Consider the following 15,979-nt stretch of genomic DNA (forward strand, 5'->3'; position numbering starts at 1 on the left):
CCTTGCCCCTGGCCAGCACAGCCGATGAATACGAGGCCCTGCTGCCCTGGCGGCTGACGCCTCGCGCCTGAACTCCGTACCCCAGATCCTGTCACCGGGCAAGGGCGGGGTTAATCACGCGCATACGGCCCATCCTGCTCAACACCGTCGCTGGCGTCCACCAGCTCGACCCGCGCTGGATGATGCTGGGCAAAAGCCTGAGCGCGACGCGCTGGGAAACCCTGCGCCGCATCGTGCTGCCGGGCGTGCTCGGCCATATCCTGACCGGCCTGCGGCTGGCGATCGGCATCGTCTGGATCGTGCTGGTGCCCTGCGAGATGCTGGGTGTCAGCGCCGGCCTGGGCTACTTCATCCTCGACACGCGCGACCGCCTGGCCTACTCCGAGCTGATGGCGGTGATCATCCTGATCGGTGCGCTGGGCTTCGCCCTGGATGGCGCCGCCCGCACGCTGCACCGCCGCTGGACCCATGGCGGGCGCAACGACTGAACAGCCCGGCGTCAGCAGACTTCAAGCGGCCTTTGCGCCCAGGTAATAGTCCCTGATATCTGGGCGAGCGAGCAGCTCGGAGGCTCTACCTTCGCTAACCACGTGCCCGTTTTCCAGTACATAGCCGTAATGGGCATGTTTCAGGGCCACGTTGATGTTTTGCTCGGCCACCAGAAAACTGACTTGTTCACGCGTGTTGAGTTGCGTGACTATCTCAAAGATCTCCTCGACGATCATCGGTGCCAAGCCCATCGAAGGCTCGTCGAGCAAGACCAGCTCCGGACGTGTCATCAGGGCCCTGCCGATGGCCAGCATCTGCTGTTCTCCGCCAGAGGTGAGTCCGGCGTGGGTCTTGCGTTTGGTCTTCAGGCGTGGAAACCACTCGTAGATATGCTCGATATCCCGCTCGCTGTCGCGCTTGCTTAGCTTGCGCATGAAGCCACCGCTGCGCAGGTTTTCCTCCACGGTCAGCTGTGGGAACACATGTCGCCCTTCCAGCACATGGACGATACCTTGCCACGCCAACTGGTTCGGGGGTACTCCGGCGGTGTCCTTGCCGTGGAAATGAATGCTGCCCCGGCTGACCACGGCGCGGTCGGCCTGCACCAGGCCCGAAATCGCCTTGAGCGTGGTACTTTTGCCTGCCCCGTTGGCGCCAAGCAGGGCGATGATGGCGCCTTTCTCGATGTGCAGCGATACCCCCCCGACCGCGAGGATGGCGCCGCCATAGATGACTTCGATGTCATGAACCGCCAGCAGATGCCCTGGTTCATGTGCCGGCTGAGTGGCATTGCTCATGATCTGTCCAGTGAGTTGATTGCCAAGAGAATCCGTGAAAAGCGGGGGCTACCCCTCGCATCGCTCATTGCTCCTTGCTGCAATCGCGCGGCTTGATGCCTTTTTCCTTGGCGTAGGCGGCCGACTTGGCGTCGATCAGCGGACGCAAGGTCTTGCGGTCGGCCTGCACCCAGTCGGTGATCAGGTTCCACTTCTTGCCGTCCCATTGCTGGACCTTGGCGGAGCCGCCACCCTCGTGGTCGGTGCAGGACAGCTTGAGCGGCTGCATCAGACCCAGGAAGCCGATCTGCTTGAGGCGGGCTTCGTCAAGATTCAGGCGCTCCAGACCCCAGCGGCCTTCATCACCGACGAGCGGGCGGTTGCCAAACTTCTTCTGCCCGGTACGGATCGCCTCGACGGCGATGGCCGCATTGATCAGTCCCGAGTTGTAGTAGACGCTGCCGAAGCTCTTCCGGTCCTTCAGGTCGCTCTTGCCCTTGTCCAGGATATGCTGCTTGATGCGCTGGTGGATGTCGAAGTTGGCCCCGCCCGGATACGGCGTCAGCGCCAGATAACCCCTGCCAGCGTCGCCAGCCGGCAGCACGTCCTCGTCGGAACTGGCCCAGATGTCGCCGATGATGCGATCGACCGGGAAGCCAAAGCGGGCCGCCGTTTTGACGGCCACCGGGGTCGAGACACCCCAGGTGCGCAGGAAGACCCAGTCCGGCTTGGCCTGGCGCACCTGGCGCCATTGCGCCGACTGCTCGTTGCCCGGATCGGCCACCGGGATCTGGATGTTCTCGAAGCCGTACTTCTTGGCCAGCAGTTCCAGCGTGCCCTGGGTTTCGCGTCCGTAGGCGGAGTCGTGATAGACGGTGGCGATCTTCTTGCCCTTGAGCTTGTCGAAGCCGCCCTCCTTCTGCGCGATGTAGTTCACCACCACCGATGCCTCGCTGTAGAAGGTCAGCATGACCGGGAAGTTGTAGGGGAACACGCTGCCATCGGTGGCCTCGGTGCGGCCGTAGCCGAGCGTGATCAACGGAATCTTGTCGGCGGCCGCCTTGTCCGACAGGGCATAGGCGGCCGGCGCACCATTGGGGTGGTAGATCGCGACCGGTGCGCCGTTGAGCCCGTTCTTGAAACGCTCGTAGCACTCTATGCCCTTTTCGGCCGTCCATTCGGTCTCGCACTCCTGCCAGACGAGCTTGACGCCGTTGATGCCGCCTTCGACCTCGTTGATGTAGCGCAGGTAGTCGATCATCCCGGCCCAGACCGGAATGCCGCTGGACGCATAGGCGCCGACGCGGTAGGTGGCGAGCGGGAAGAACTGCTGATTGGGCGCGGCCTGGGTCGATGTGAGAGCGGCGGCGGCGGACACAGCGACGAGCAGGGATGCTATGGTTTTCTTTAGTTTCATAGACTCTTTCAATGAGAATGATTGAGATGGGAGAAATGGGTCAGAAGCGCAACGGCCAGACCGCGAGTCGTTCACGGAACTTGCCGAGCAGTTGCACCAGGCCGTCGGGTTCCTTGATGAGCAGCCAGATGATCAGGGAGCCGAAGATGACCTTCTGCAGGTTCTGCAACTGGCCGGCATCGACGTTGCCGCCCATCAGGGCCTGGCCGGCGTAGCTCAGGAAGATCGGGAACAGGCTGATGAATGCCGCGCCGATGAAACTCCCGCCGATGCTCCCCATGCCCCCGATGATGATGATGAACAGGATCTGGAACGAGCGGTTGATGTCGAAGCTGCTGGCGCTGGCGGTCCCGAGGTAGGCGAAGGTCCACAGCGCGCCGGCAATGCCCAGGTAGAACGCGCTGACGGCAAACGCCCGGCGCTTGAACTGGTCGACCGGGATACCGATCACGGCGGCGGCGGTGTCCATGTCGCGGATGGCCATCCAGTTGCGCCCGGTCTGGCTGCGCACCAGGTTGAAGGCAACCCAGGTCAGCAAGGCCACCGAGGACAGCGTCAGCAGGTAGCGCCCCGCCGGTGAACTCAGGTCCTGGCCAAAAACCTCCAGCCTCGGGGCCGCGATGGTTCCCGACGACGAGTGGTTGTAGAACCACGAGAACTTGGAAAACACCCATTCGAGGAAGAACTGGGCCGCCAGGGTCGTCACCATGAGGTAGAAGCCCTTGATGCGCGAGCTGGGAATGCCCGCCACGAATCCGGCCAGCGCGGCGATCAGTCCCCCGATCAGCATCGCCAAGGGCAGAGGAACCGCCGGCAGACGCAGCAGGACGCCGTAGGTGGCAAAGGCGCCGACCGCCATGAAGCCCGCCGATCCGACCGAGGTCTGCCCGGCGTATCCGGTCAGCAGATTCAGACCGAGCCCTGCCAGGGACAGGACCAGAAACGGGATCAGGATGGCGTTGAGCCAGTAATCGTTGCCCAACCAGGGAACGAGCACGAATGCGGCGAGTAGCAGGATGGGCAGGCCGAGACGGGGGCGCCTGAATACGATCTCCAGCGGAGCCGTATCAAAAGAGCGTTGGATGCTGTGAGCGATGGAGGTGGGCATGGTCGTCAGACACGTTCGATGACCCGTTCGCCGAACAGGCCGGCAGGACGGATGTAGAGAAAGGCCAGGGCCAGGAAATAGGCGAACCAGGGCGTGATGCCGCCGCCGACGTAGGAACCGAGATAGGCCTCGGCCAGGTTTTCCGCGGCGCCCACGATGAGGCCGCCGGCAATGGCCCCCCCAATCGAGGTGAAGCCACCGATGATCAGCACGGGCAAGGCCTTGAGCACCACCAGCGACAGGGAGAACTGAACGCCCTGGCGCGCGCCCCAGAGCAATCCCGCCACCAGGCCCACGCCACCGGCCACCGCCCAGACAATCTGCCAGATGCGGTTCAGGTTGATCCCGATCGAGAGCGCCGCACGCGTGTCGTCGGCCACCGCACGCAGCGAGATGCCGATCTGGGTCTTGTTGAACAGCAGCGCCAGCACGAGCACCAGCACCGCGGCCGTGAGGGCCGCGACCGCGTCGAACTGGCTCACCATGACGTCGCCGATGAAGACCGGGACGTCCTCGATGCCCAGATCCAGCGAGCGGACTTCAGCGCCCATCAACCCCTGAGCGGCCCCTTCGATGATGAAGCTCAGGCCCAGCGTCGCCATGAACAGCACGATCTGGGGCCGGTTGACCAGCGGTCGCAAGACATGCCGCTCGACCGCGATGGCGAGCGCGATCATCACCACGATGCTCAGGATCAGGGCACCGAAGACCGAGACGCCCTGCTCCAGCAAGCTGACGAAGACCAGCGCCGAGAACAGGAGCATGGACCCCTGCGCAAAATTGAAGACCCCGCTGGCCTTGTAGATCAGCACGAAGCCGATGGCCACCAGCGAGTACATGGTGCCTGCCAGCAGGCCACCAATCAAGGTTTCGAGAAAGAATGTCATGGTCTTGCCGGTCTCAATGTGCTGCGCCCAGGTAGGCCTCGATCACTTCGGGATTGGCCTGTACCTCTGCCGGTGTGCCATCCCCCACCTTGCGGCCGTAATCCAGCACCACCACATGGCTGGACAACCCCATCACCACGCCGATGTCGTGTTCGATCAGGACCACGGTGGTCCCCAGGTCGCGATTCACGTCGCTGATGAAGCGGCTCATCTCCTGTTTTTCTTCGGCGTTCATGCCCGCCATCGGCTCATCGAGCAGCAGCAGCGCGGGAGCCGAGATCAGGGCCCGCCCCAGCTCGACACGCTTTTGCAGGCCATAAGCCAGCGTCCCGACCGGCATGTCGCGCTGGGGCTGCAGTTCCAGAAATTCCAGGATGCTCTCGGCATGCTCGGTGAACGCCATGGCCTCCCTTCTGGCCCTGGGCAGGCCCAGCGCCTGTTCGATGAACATCGTGTGCGAGTGTCTGGACAGACCGGCGATGATGTTGTCGATGACGCTCATCTGCTGGAACAAGGCGTTGTTCTGGAACGTGCGGCCGATGCCGCGACGCGCGGCGTCCAGCGGCCTGATGCGGTGGAAACTGCTGCCATCAAAGACCACCTCGCCGGAATCCGGTCGGTAAACGCCGTTGAGCACGTTGAGCAGGGAACTCTTGCCGGCGCCATTGGGGCCGATCAGCGCACAGATTTCTCCGCGACGAACCGAAAAGGACAGACTGGAGATGGCCTTGACACCCTTGAACGAGAGCGAAATGTCGCGGACTTCCAGAATGTGATCCGTGGCCAGGCCTTTTTTGAGCGTCATGCCGTTTTCTCCAGCCCGGTACCGAGCAATGCCGCGACGGCCGGGATGGATCGCGGTGACTCGGCGCCGGCCATCAGGTTTTGCAGACGCTGCAGTCCGAAAAGTCGCCGGACCTTGGCGCGGATATGACGGCGGATACCCCGGCTGTGGTCGGCCAGCGTCCACTCCCAGATGCGATGCGGCAAGGATCCGGGGGCAGCCAGCCGGTTTTCGATTTCATCGGCCAGAGCCCGCAGGCGGTCCTCGGACAACAGCAGGGACGACGGTGCAACATCGCGGCGGTCACGTGCTGCCGACCCGATGGTTTCCGGGAATGCAAAGGTTTCACCCTTTTCGAGCCAGTAGTTCAGCAGGTGCGGCAAGGTCAGGCTGGACTCGGTACCCTCCTCGCTCCAGAGGGTCCCGGCGCTGCGCCGGGCCGTGGCGGCGACACGCCTGGGCGCTGCCACCTGCTGCGCCGGGAAGCCGGATTCCAGCGGCACCAGATGCCAGTGGTTCACCTGGCGCGCGGCAGCCTGATTGGAAATCAGCAGCAGTTCATGCCGGCCGCTGGCCGCGGCCTTGATCCAGCGGGCCATGCCATCGCGCCCATGAACATAAGCATGGGTAGGCTGAGCCTGATCGATGACTTGATTCAACTGCTCTGCGTTCGCCAATCGGGAGATGGTCACGACCTCGCCGCCCAGTTGGTAGGCCGCCAGTGCCAGCATGATCAGGGTGGGCTCGAAGGGACCGCTGACGGCGAGCGTGGACCGCGAATCGAAGCCCTGATGCCGCAAGACAGAGGCCAGCCTTGCCACATCGATTTCGACCTCGGCCCAGCTCCAGGCGACCCAGCGACCGCGGCGCTTGTGCAGCAATGCCAATTGCTGCGGCCGGACGCTTGTCCAATGCCTGATTCGACCCAAGGTCGTGGGGTTCAAGGTATCGTCAACCTTGAGATTCGATGCGTTCTGGTTCATGGTGGACTCTCCCGAGCGGTGGCCAACGCACCGCTCCTTCGCTTGAAAATCAGAAAGCGTGGCGAATGCCGAACTCCACGGCATTGCTGTTTTGGCCGGCAACAGCCACCAAGGAGTTATTGCCGAAGGCCGCCGCACCCTTGTTATCGATGTGCGAATAATTGCCGTAGACCGCCGTGCGCTTGGACAGGTTGTGGACATAACCCAGGGCGATCTGGCTGGCGTCGTTCGCATCGGTGCCGGCACCGGAGGCATTGACGGACGCGTAAGAAGCGCGAACCTCGCCGGCACCCACTGGCACGCTGGCACCGATCAGGTAGCGTTGCAGCTCCTGATCGTTGGCGGTGTTCTTCTGGCTGTTGAGATGCCCGTAGAGCGTGCCGAACACCAGGGTGTAGGAGGCGGCAATGGTGTCGTTCTTGTACTTGCCACCCGTGATGTCGGTACTGCCGAGCGTGGCGGCAACGTTGAGCTGGTTGTTCGTCCAGCCCAGGGTGCCACCGCGGTACTGCTTGCCCGATGCCGCGCCTTCTTTCAGAGCGATCTCGATCTGACCGTACAGACCCAGCGAGTTCTCCGGCAGGAAGTAGCCGATCGTGTTGTCGGACCAGAAGCCTGTGCTCACATCGCTGCCCAGGGCGCTGGTGAGGTTGCTCGATGCACCGATCCCGGTATCACCAAATGGGTCGAAATTGCCGTAACCCAGATACTGGGCGGTGAAGTAGCGCCCCAGGCGCAGTTCGCCCAGATTCTGCTCCGACAGGCTGAGCGTCGAGCGACGGTTGAATGGCTTGGCCGCATCGATGGCTGAACCCGTGTCGGGGTTGATCCCTTGTTCGAGCCAGAAACTGGCCTGCGCCGTGGAGCTGAGCTGATCGCTGCCCTGGAAGCGGATCTGGCTGGCGCCGATGCCGTTGGTGCTCACGCTGTTTTGGGTGGTATCGCCGTTGCTGCTGTGGCGCAGGTTCAGGTCGACCAGACCGGACAGCGAGACGGAGGACTGGGCCGATGCAGCACCCGCGATGGCGGTCAGAACCGCGAGAAAGGCGAATGATTTCTTCATGCTGGATTTCAAGATGAGGGTTGGTTTTCTAGAGAAAGCGCTCAGGCAAGGACCGGATCGGGGGTCTGGTTTTCCGTCGCGGCCTGCGTGCGCAGCAGGGCTTGTTCGCGCTTGACCGCCTCGATGTCGCGATAGCGCGCTGCCGGGTGGTTGTCGGGCAGGTAGGGGCCGTCGCCGAACAGCTTTTCGCGCAAGGTGCCGGGCTGGTAGGCGGTCGGATAGACGCCACGGCGCTGCAGTTCGGGAACCAGGTAGCCCACCACGTCCTCGAAGGTTTCATGCGCGACGCCGTAGGCCAGGTTGAAGCCATCGACATCGGTTTCCTCAACCCATTGCTGCAGGATGTCGGCCACGGTGCTGGGTGAACCCACGAAGACCGGACCCAGGCCGCCAATGCCGCCCCAGCGCGCCAGTTCGTCGATGGTCCAGGCCTTGCCGCCGTTGGTCAGGTGGTCCACGACCGAGACGATGGCATTGGTTTCGACTTTCTTCACCAGATCGGTCGGCGCGTATTGCCCGAAGTCGATGCCGCTCCAGCCCGACAGGAACACCAGCGCGCCGTCATAGGACGAATATTGCTGGTATTCCTCGAACTTGGCCTGGGCCTTGGCGTCCGTCTCGTCGACGATGATCGTCACGAGGTTGTAGACCTTGAGCTTGCGCGGGTCACGGCCGGCAGCAGCGGCCTGGCGGCGCACGTCGGCCACATAGTCCTTCAGCACCGACTTGATCGGAGACGCCACAAAGACACATTCCGCATGACCGGCGGCAAAAGCCTTGCCGGCACCCGATGCCCCCGCCTGATAGAGCACGGGCGTGCGTTGCGGCGACGGCTCGCACAGGTGGTAGCCCGGCACGTCGAAGTACTTGCCCTGGTGGCCGATCTCGTGGACCTTCTCCGGATGCGTGAAGATGCCGCGCTGGCGATCGCGCACCACGGCGCCCTCCTCCCAGCTGCCTTCGAGCAGCTTGTAAAGGACCTCGACGTATTCGTGGGCCACGTCGTAACGGTTGTCGTGCCGGCGCAAGCCGCCTTCGCCAATGTTCCTGGCGCCGCTCTCCAGGTAGGAGGTGACGATGTTCCAGCCCACCCGCCCCTTGCTGTGGTGATCGGCGGTCGAGAGCCGGCGCGCGAAGGTGTACGGGTGCTCGAACGAGGTCGAGGCGGTGATGCCGATGCCCAGATGCTCGGTCACCATCGCGATCGGCGCGGCGAGCTGCAGCGGATCATTGACCGGGATCTGCGCCGCCTGCTGCAGCGCGTGGTAGTTGCTGCCCTGGTAGACGTCGTAGTAGCCGATCACGTCGGCGATGAAGATGCCGTCGAAGATGCCTTTTTCAAGAATCTTGGCCAGATCGGTCCAGTATTCGAGGTCCTTGTACTGCCAGGATCGATCGCGCGGATGCTTCCACAAGCCGGGCGACTGGTGTCCGACGCAATTCATCTCGAAAGCGTTGAAGTGTATTTGACGAGTCATTTTCAATTCCTGATGAATAGCGGGCTCAGTTCCAGGCGTGTCGCGGCGGCGCGATATCGTTCAGGTGGTAATTGCCGACATGGAAGTACTTCCAGCGCACCGGATCGTGCAGCGTGTGGGTGCGGGCATTGCGCCAGTGGCGGTCCAGGTTGTGCTCCTGCAGGGTCGAACGCGTGCCGGCCAGCTCGAACAGCTTGTTGGTGGCGGCAATCGCGACCTCGGTGGTCAATACCTTGGATTCGCTCGTCGCCAAGGTGGCGCGATCGACCGTCTCGTCGCTCGGATGGGCCAGCGCGTCGTCGATCGCGCGGCCGGCGCGCTCCAGCAAGGCCTCGGCGGCATGCAGGCGGATCACGAGTTCACCGACGGCGCTGACCGTGAACGGGTCCTCGCTGGCCGACTCCTTGCCGCTGTCGATCCAGGGCCGGCTGCGGGTGCGGACAAAGGCGATCGTCTCGTTGATCGCCGCCGCGGCGATGCCCGCGTCGATCGCCGACTGGATGATCTGCGAGATCGGGCCGGCCGCGGTCGGCCGGTCGAACGCCGCGACCGGCACCAGGCGGCTGGCCGGCACCCGCACGTTGTCGATCCGGATCGAACCCGAGGCGGTGGTGCGCTGACCGAAGCTGGACCAGTCGTTGATCACGGTCAGGCCGGGCGCGTCGCGCTCGGCAAAAGCCAGCCAGCCCTTGCCGTCCTCATCCACCGCCACGATCGGCACGATATGGGCGAGCAGCGCGCCCGTGGTGTAGAACTTCTGGCCGTTGACCACGGCCACGCCATTCTCCAGCCGCAGCCTGGTCTCGAATGCCGCCACGTTCTTGCTGCCTTTTTCGGAGAACGCGTTGCCCAGCCTGATGCCTTGCAGCACCAGTCCGAACAGCTCCTGCTGCTGCTCGGGCGACGCATCGAGCTCGATGTGCGCGACCAGGGCCAGGTGGTTCTGGGTGATCTGCGCGATGCTGGAATCCGCCGCGGCGATGATCCGGATCACCTCGGCCACCGTCGCGTACGACACGCCCGCGCCGCCATGGGCCTTGGGCACGGTGATGCCCCAGAGGCCGCTTCGCGAGTAGCTGTCGATCTCGGCGATCGGCAGGTAACCCTCGCTGTCGCGCAAGGAGGCTTCGACGGCGAACTCGCCGGCCAGCCGGCGCGCCACCTCGATCGCCTCGGCAGCGCTGCGGATGACATGCGCGGGCTGGCTTGGGCGGGGCAAGGCCGGGAAGGGCTGGGCGGTGTTGACGCGCGGGCGGGCAGTCTCTGCTTGGGTGCTGGTCATTGAATTGTTCCGGTTGGATGGGATGTTTGAAGACAACTTCACTTGGCGGCAGGACTGCCACCGATCAGCCAGACGTAGGGCGGTTCGGTGCCGTTGATGCGCCAGTCGCCGACGATGCGCGCCTTGTAGACCAGCGGGTTGTGCGAGCTGACGGTCCGGGCGTTGCGCCAGTGACGGTCGAGTTCGAGCTTCTCGCTGGCGGCGGAGGCGCCCAGGGCGTTGAACAGATCGGTCGTCGCGCGCAGCACGAGATCGGCCAGCACGATCTGGCCCTGCGCCGACTCGATCTCGGCGGCGATGTTGGCGGCCTTCTCCGCCGCCTCGTCGCCTGAAAAGCGGGTCTCGTAGGCGCGCTGTGCCGGCTCGGCGGCGCGCACGGCAATCGCGGCAGCGGCATAGGCCTGGGCCGAGATCTGGCCCACCACCTGCTGGATCTGGGCGTCGTGGCGCGCCAAGGGTGCGTTGCCGGTGCTGAAGATGCGCTTGCGCTCGGCCACGGCACGCGCGACGTCGCGCTCGGCCGCCCGCGCGATTCCCGCCAGGGTCGCGAGGTGGAACAGTTGGTAGAACGCGGTCTGGTACTTGAAGCGCTGCGAGAAGTCGATCACCTCATCGGGCTCGACCTCGGCGTTCTCGAAGACCGAGGTTCCGCTTCCCGTGGTGCGCTGCCCGAAGCCATCCCAGTCGTCGAGCAGGGTCACGCCCGGCTGCTGGGCCCTGACGGCCGCGATCACGTCGACGCCGTTGTCGCTGCGGCGCGCGAGCAGGTCGATCCAGTCGGCGAAGATGCTGCCGGTGCTGTAGAACTTGCGCCCATTGACCCGCCACGGGCCGTCGCCCGGCGTGACCTGGGTGGCGATGTTGCCGATCACCACGTCGCCGACCTCGGTCCAGGCGTTGCCGACGGTCTCGCCCGCGACGAAGCGCTCGAACCAGCGGTCACGCTGCGGGCTCTGCGGCGCGTTGAGCTTGTCCTCGACGAACGCGAAATGCCCGCGCAGCGCCTGCGGGAGGTTGGAATCGGCCTCGGCGAGCTCGATCAGCAACTGGAACAGCTGCGGCAGCGAGGCGCCCGCGCCGCCATGCGTAGCCGGTACGCGCACCGCACCGAACCCGGCCTCCTTGAGCCAGCGGATCGGCTCCCGCGGCAAGGTCCGGGTCCGCTCGCGTTCGAGCGCGCCTTGCGCGATACGGTCAAATAGGGGCCGGAACCGACTGGCCAGCGACTCGTAGTCGGTACCGGTCGAAAGAACAGGCAGATGATCTCTGTGCGTCATGTGGACTCCTTGCAATGGACGGCGAAACGGAATTTCATGCCCCGATTCTTGGCACGGCCTCATCGGACTTCAAGGAATATGATCTTTCAAGGATATGAATAAAATTTCGTGGATTATTCGAAGCGTTTATCGCTCGAAAAATGAATATCCAAAAATACCGGCTCGGCCATTGAAAAACCAAATAAGGAAATTCGGAATCTTTCGTTGCTGAAGGTGATGTCGATCGGCGCGGCGATAGACAATCAGCCCATCATGTCCATCCCTCAGACCCAGACCCATTTCGAGGTGCTCGGTGCCTGCCCGCACGACTGCCCGGACACCTGCTCACTGATCACCACCGTTCACGCAGGCCGGGCCGTTCAGGTGCGGGGCAATCCCGAGCACCGGCACACCGCTGGCGTGCTGTGCGCCAAGGTCGCGCGCTACCCCGAGCGCACCCACCACCCGGAGCGCCTGCTGCACCCGCTCAGGCGCGTCGGTCCCAAGGGTTCTGGCCAGTTCGAGCGCGTGAGCTGGGATGAGGCCCTGTCCGACATCGCCGCTCGCCTGGGCAGGATCGCCGCGCGCGACCCCCAGGCCATCCTGCCCTACAGCTATGCCGGCACCATGGGCCTGGTGCAGGGCGAGTCGATGGACCGGCGCTTCTTCCACCGCCTCGGCGCTTCCCGGCTCGACCGCACCATCTGCGCCTCCGCCGGCGCCGCCGCGCTCGAAGCCACGCTGGGCGGCAAGCTGGGCATGAAGGTCGAGCATTTCGCCGAATCGCGCCTGATCCTGCTCTGGGGCACCAACTCGGTCGGCAGCAACCTGCATTTCTGGCGCCACGCGCAGGAGGCCAAGCGCCGCGGTGCCAGGCTGGTCTGCATCGACCCGCGCCGCTCCGAGACCGCCGAGAAATGCCACGAGCATCTGGCCCTGCTGCCCGGCACCGACGCGGCGCTGGCCTACGCGCTGATGCACGAACTCGTCGTGCACGACTGGCTCGACCACGACTACCTGGACCGGCACACGCTGGGCTGGCCGCAGCTGCGCGACCGGGCGCTGGAATGGCCGCCGGAACGAGCGGCTCAGCATTGCGGCCTGCCAGCCGAGCAGATCCGTGCGCTCGCGCAGGACATCGGGCGCTGCTTCGAGCAGCGCGAACCGGTCGCGATCCGGCTCAACTACGGCATGCAGCGCACCCGTGGCGGCGGCAACGCGGTGCGCGCTGTCGCCTGCCTGCCCGCGCTGATCGGCGCCTGGCGGCACCGGGCCGGCGGGCTGCTGCTGAGCAGCTCGGGCAACTTCCCGGTCCGGCGCGATCGCCTGCAACGGCCCGACCTGCTGGCGGCGTCGGGCGTGAGGCGGCCACGCCTGGTCAACATGAGCACGATAGGCGCCGACCTGCTCCGTGCTGCCTCGCCGGAGTTCGGGCCGGCCATCGAGGCGCTGCTGGTCTACAACAGCAACCCGGTGGCCGTGGCGCCGCGGTCGGGCCAGGTCGTGGCGGGCTTCGCGCGCGAGGACCTGTTCACGGTCGTGCTCGAACAGTTCCAGACCGACACGGCCGACTACGCCGACTATCTGCTGCCGGCCACCACGCAGCTGGAACACTGGGACATCCACACCAGCTATGGCCACACCGACGTGCTGCTCAACCGCCCGGCCATCGCCCCGCTGGGCGAGGCGAAACCCAACACCCAGATCTTCCGCGAACTGGCGGCCCGCCTGGGCTTTGACGAGCCCTGCTTCGGGCAGGATGACGAATCCCTGTGCCACGAAGCCTTTGGCACAGCGGTAGACTGGGACATGCTGTTCAAGCAGGGCTATTTCAGCTTGTCGCTGCCGGACGCGCCTTTCGCCGACGGCGGCTTTCCGACGCCTTCGGGCCAATGCGAATTCTTCAGCGCGGCGCTCGCCGCTCAAGGCCTGGACGGACTGCCTCAGGTGCTGCCCAATCACGAGCCCAGCGGCAGCAGCACCGCCTATCCGCTGGCGATGATCTCGCCACCGGCACGCCACTTCCTCAATTCGACCTTCGTCAACCTGCAGAGCCTGCGCGCCATCGAGGGCGAGCCGCTGCTCGAGATCCATCCCGACGACGCGGCCACGCGCGGCATCGAGAGCGGGGCCATGGTGTGCGTCTTCAACGACCGTGGCCGCTACCACTGCAAGGCACAGGTCAGCATCCGGGCCAGGCCTGGCGTCGTGAACGGCCTTGGCATCTGGTGGCGCAAGCTGGGCCACAACGGGACCAACGTCAACGAGCTGACGCACCAGCGGCTGACCGACCTGGGCCGTGCGCCTGCGTTCTACGATTGCCTGGTCCAGGTCGCTTTGCTCTTCTGTCCGCTATAGTTTGCCCAACCAAAAATCAACCATTGGATTGCACACCATGAAGCACTTGGCTACTGGCCTGCTGGCCCTGTCCCTGCTGGGCCAACAGGCGGCCCACGCGGGCAAGACGCTGGACACCATCAAGCAGCGCGACCAGATCGCGATCGGCGTCAGCACCGGCGTGCCGGGCTTCTCGGCCGCCGACAGCCAGGGCAAGTGGGCCGGGCTGGACGTGGACATCGGCAAGGCGGTCGCGGCCGCCTTGCTGGGCGATGCCGAGAAAGTCAAGTGGGTGCCGCTGGCCTCGCAGCAGCGCTTCACCGCGTTGCAGTCGGGCGAGGTCGATGTGCTCTCGCGCAACACCACCGTGACGCTCACGCGCGACGCCTCGATGGGCCTGGCCTTCACCGCAGTCGTCTTCTACGACGGCCAGGGCTTCATGGTGCCGGCCAAGACCAGGGTCAAGAGCGCCAAGCAGCTCAAGGGCGCCACCGTCTGCGTGCAGTCCGGCACCACCTCCGAGAAGAACCTGAGCGATTTCTCGCGCAGCTACAAGCTCAACCTCAAGCCGGTGGTGTTCGACAAGTTCGATGCCGCCAATGCCGCCTATTTCGCTGGCCGCTGCCAGGCCTACACGACCGACACCTCGGGCCTGGCCTCGGTGCGCGCCAAGGACGCCAAGGACCCGAAGGAACACCTGATCCTGCCCGAGATCATCTCGAAGGAGCCGCTGGGTCCGCTGGTGCGCCGGGGTGACGACGAGTGGCTGGCGATCGTGCGCTGGGTGGTCCACGGCCTGATCGAGGCCGAGGAAAACGGCATCACCCGGGCCAATGTCGATCAGCTCAAGGCCGACAGCAGCGATCCGGTGGTGGGTCGCCTGCTCGGCAAGACCGAGGACACCGGCAAGCTGCTGGGTCTGGAGCGAGACTGGCTGGCGCGCGCGATCAAGGCGGTCGGCAACTACGGCGAGATCTACGAGCGCAACGTCGGCGAGAAGACCACTGTCGGCCTGCCGCGCGGCAAGAACCAGCTCTGGACCCAGGGTGGGCTGATGTACGCCTTGCCGGTGCGGTGAGCGAGCCGGACTTCATTCCGTCCCGCCAGGCGCCACCCAGGCCAAGATCGCTCGGATCCTGGCGCCATCCGGCCACGCGCGCGCTGCTGTGGCAGGCCCTGGCCCTGGCCGCGCTGCTCGCGGGTCTGGCCTGGCTGGTGCACAACACGCAAGCCAACATGGCGGCACGCGGCATCCAGAGCGGCTGGGACTTCCTGGGCCAACCCGCGGGCTTCGACATCGGCGAGCAGGCCATCTCCTACGAAGCGACCGCGCCGTACTGGCGCGCCTTCCTGGTCGGCCTGCTCAACACGCTGCGCGTGTCCGTGCTGGCGGTGCTGCTGTGCACGCTGCTGGGCGGCCTGATCGGCATCGGGCGTGGCTCGGGCAACCTGCCGCTGCGGGTCCTGTGCCGCGGCTATGTGGAGCTGTTTCGCAACATTCCGCTGCTGGTGCAGTTGCTGTTCTGGTACCTGTTGCTGGTGGAGTACCTGCCCGATCCCTCCCAGGCCTGGCAGTGGCACGGGACCTTGTTCCTCAGCAAGGCCGGTCTGGCCCTGCCCTTTCCCGTGCCGGATGCCGGGGGCTGGCGCTGGAGCGTGCCGGCGCTGCAAGGCTTCGGTGTCGAGGGCGGTGCCGCGCTGTCGTCCGAATTCCTGGCCCTGCTGGTCGGCTTGACCTGCTACACCGCCGCCTTCGTGGCCGAGGCGGTTCGGGCGGGCCTGGCGGCCGTGCCCCGGGGCCAGCTGGAGGCGGCGCAGAGCATAGGCCTGAGCCGACGCCAGACGCTGTGGCTGGTCAGCGGCCCGCAGGCCTTGCGCGTGATGCTGCCACCGTTGACCAACCAGTACCTGAACCTGACCAAGAACTCCTCGCTGGCGGTCGCGATCGGCTACCCGGACCTGGTTTCGATCGCCAATACCACGCTGAACCAGACCGGCCGCGCGATGGAGTGCATCGTCATCATCATGGCGGTCTACCTGAGCTTGTCGCTGCTGACCGCCGGCCTGATGGGCGGGTTCAACCGCCGCGCGGCCCTGGTCGAGCGCTGAGGCCGCATCG

General features: G+C 65.1%; 13 protein-coding genes and 1 pseudogene. 4 read left to right on the forward strand and 10 right to left on the reverse strand.

Annotation, left to right across the window (positions count from 1 at the left end):
* Positions 1 to 122 precede the first annotated feature (122 nt).
* Positions 123 to 488 (forward strand): annotated as a pseudogene (locus PHR85_RS12860) (ABC transporter permease); the annotation flags it as partial.
* Positions 489 to 509: 21 nt separating this feature from the next.
* Here PHR85_RS12860 and PHR85_RS12865 read toward each other — a convergent pair.
* From PHR85_RS12865 to PHR85_RS12910, 10 genes are all read right to left on the reverse strand, one after another.
* A complete protein-coding gene (locus tag PHR85_RS12865; protein ID WP_300054853.1) occupies positions 510 to 1,286 on the reverse strand; it encodes an ABC transporter ATP-binding protein in 777 nt (258 codons plus the stop codon).
* A 64-nt stretch (positions 1,287 to 1,350) separates the two neighbouring features.
* A complete protein-coding gene (locus tag PHR85_RS12870; RefSeq protein WP_300054855.1) occupies positions 1,351 to 2,682 on the reverse strand; it encodes an ABC transporter substrate-binding protein in 1,332 nt (443 codons plus the stop codon).
* A gap of 40 nt (positions 2,683 to 2,722) precedes the next feature.
* A complete protein-coding gene (locus PHR85_RS12875; protein ID WP_300054857.1) occupies positions 2,723 to 3,790 on the reverse strand; it encodes a branched-chain amino acid ABC transporter permease in 1,068 nt (355 codons plus the stop codon).
* A 5-nt stretch (positions 3,791 to 3,795) separates the two neighbouring features.
* Positions 3,796 to 4,677 (reverse strand): branched-chain amino acid ABC transporter permease, encoded by an 882-nt coding sequence (locus PHR85_RS12880; protein ID WP_300054859.1) that lies wholly within the window; start codon positions 4,675 to 4,677, stop codon positions 3,796 to 3,798.
* Between the two features lie 13 nt (positions 4,678 to 4,690).
* Positions 4,691 to 5,482: an ABC transporter ATP-binding protein gene (locus PHR85_RS12885; protein WP_300054860.1), complete on the reverse strand. Its 792-nt coding sequence runs from the start codon at positions 5,480 to 5,482 to the stop codon at positions 4,691 to 4,693.
* Positions 5,479 to 6,444, reverse strand: coding sequence for an AMP-binding protein (locus tag PHR85_RS12890; RefSeq protein WP_300054861.1), 966 nt, complete (start codon positions 6,442 to 6,444; stop codon positions 5,479 to 5,481). The genes PHR85_RS12885 and PHR85_RS12890 overlap by 4 nt, the downstream gene beginning before the upstream one ends.
* A gap of 49 nt (positions 6,445 to 6,493) precedes the next feature.
* A complete protein-coding gene (locus tag PHR85_RS12895; protein ID WP_300054863.1) occupies positions 6,494 to 7,507 on the reverse strand; it encodes a porin in 1,014 nt (337 codons plus the stop codon).
* A 41-nt stretch (positions 7,508 to 7,548) separates the two neighbouring features.
* Complete coding sequence (locus PHR85_RS12900; protein WP_300054865.1) at positions 7,549 to 8,985, reverse strand: LLM class flavin-dependent oxidoreductase; 1,437 nt, start codon at positions 8,983 to 8,985, stop codon at positions 7,549 to 7,551.
* Between the two features lie 25 nt (positions 8,986 to 9,010).
* Positions 9,011 to 10,267 (reverse strand): SfnB family sulfur acquisition oxidoreductase, encoded by a 1,257-nt coding sequence (locus PHR85_RS12905; protein WP_300054867.1) that lies wholly within the window; start codon positions 10,265 to 10,267, stop codon positions 9,011 to 9,013.
* Positions 10,268 to 10,305: 38 nt separating this feature from the next.
* A complete protein-coding gene (locus tag PHR85_RS12910; protein WP_300054868.1) occupies positions 10,306 to 11,544 on the reverse strand; it encodes an acyl-CoA dehydrogenase family protein in 1,239 nt (412 codons plus the stop codon).
* A gap of 252 nt (positions 11,545 to 11,796) precedes the next feature.
* Between PHR85_RS12910 and PHR85_RS12915 the strand changes: the two genes are divergently transcribed.
* From PHR85_RS12915 to PHR85_RS12925, 3 genes are read left to right on the forward strand one after another with little or no spacing between them, the layout of a single operon-like run.
* Positions 11,797 to 13,881 (forward strand): molybdopterin oxidoreductase family protein, encoded by a 2,085-nt coding sequence (locus PHR85_RS12915; RefSeq protein WP_300054869.1) that lies wholly within the window; start codon positions 11,797 to 11,799, stop codon positions 13,879 to 13,881.
* A 37-nt stretch (positions 13,882 to 13,918) separates the two neighbouring features.
* Positions 13,919 to 14,938 carry an amino acid ABC transporter substrate-binding protein gene (locus tag PHR85_RS12920; protein ID WP_300054870.1) on the forward strand — a complete coding sequence of 340 codons (1,020 nt, stop codon included), beginning with the start codon at positions 13,919 to 13,921 and terminating at the stop codon, positions 14,936 to 14,938.
* On the forward strand, positions 14,935 to 15,969 hold the full coding sequence (locus tag PHR85_RS12925; RefSeq protein ID WP_300054872.1) for an ABC transporter permease subunit: 1,035 nt from the start codon (positions 14,935 to 14,937) through the stop codon (positions 15,967 to 15,969). The genes PHR85_RS12920 and PHR85_RS12925 overlap by 4 nt, the downstream gene beginning before the upstream one ends.
* Positions 15,970 to 15,979: the final 10 nt, after the last annotated feature.

Source organism: Malikia sp., assembly GCF_028687635.1.
In the GTDB taxonomy this organism is placed as follows: domain Bacteria; phylum Pseudomonadota; class Gammaproteobacteria; order Burkholderiales; family Burkholderiaceae_C; genus Malikia.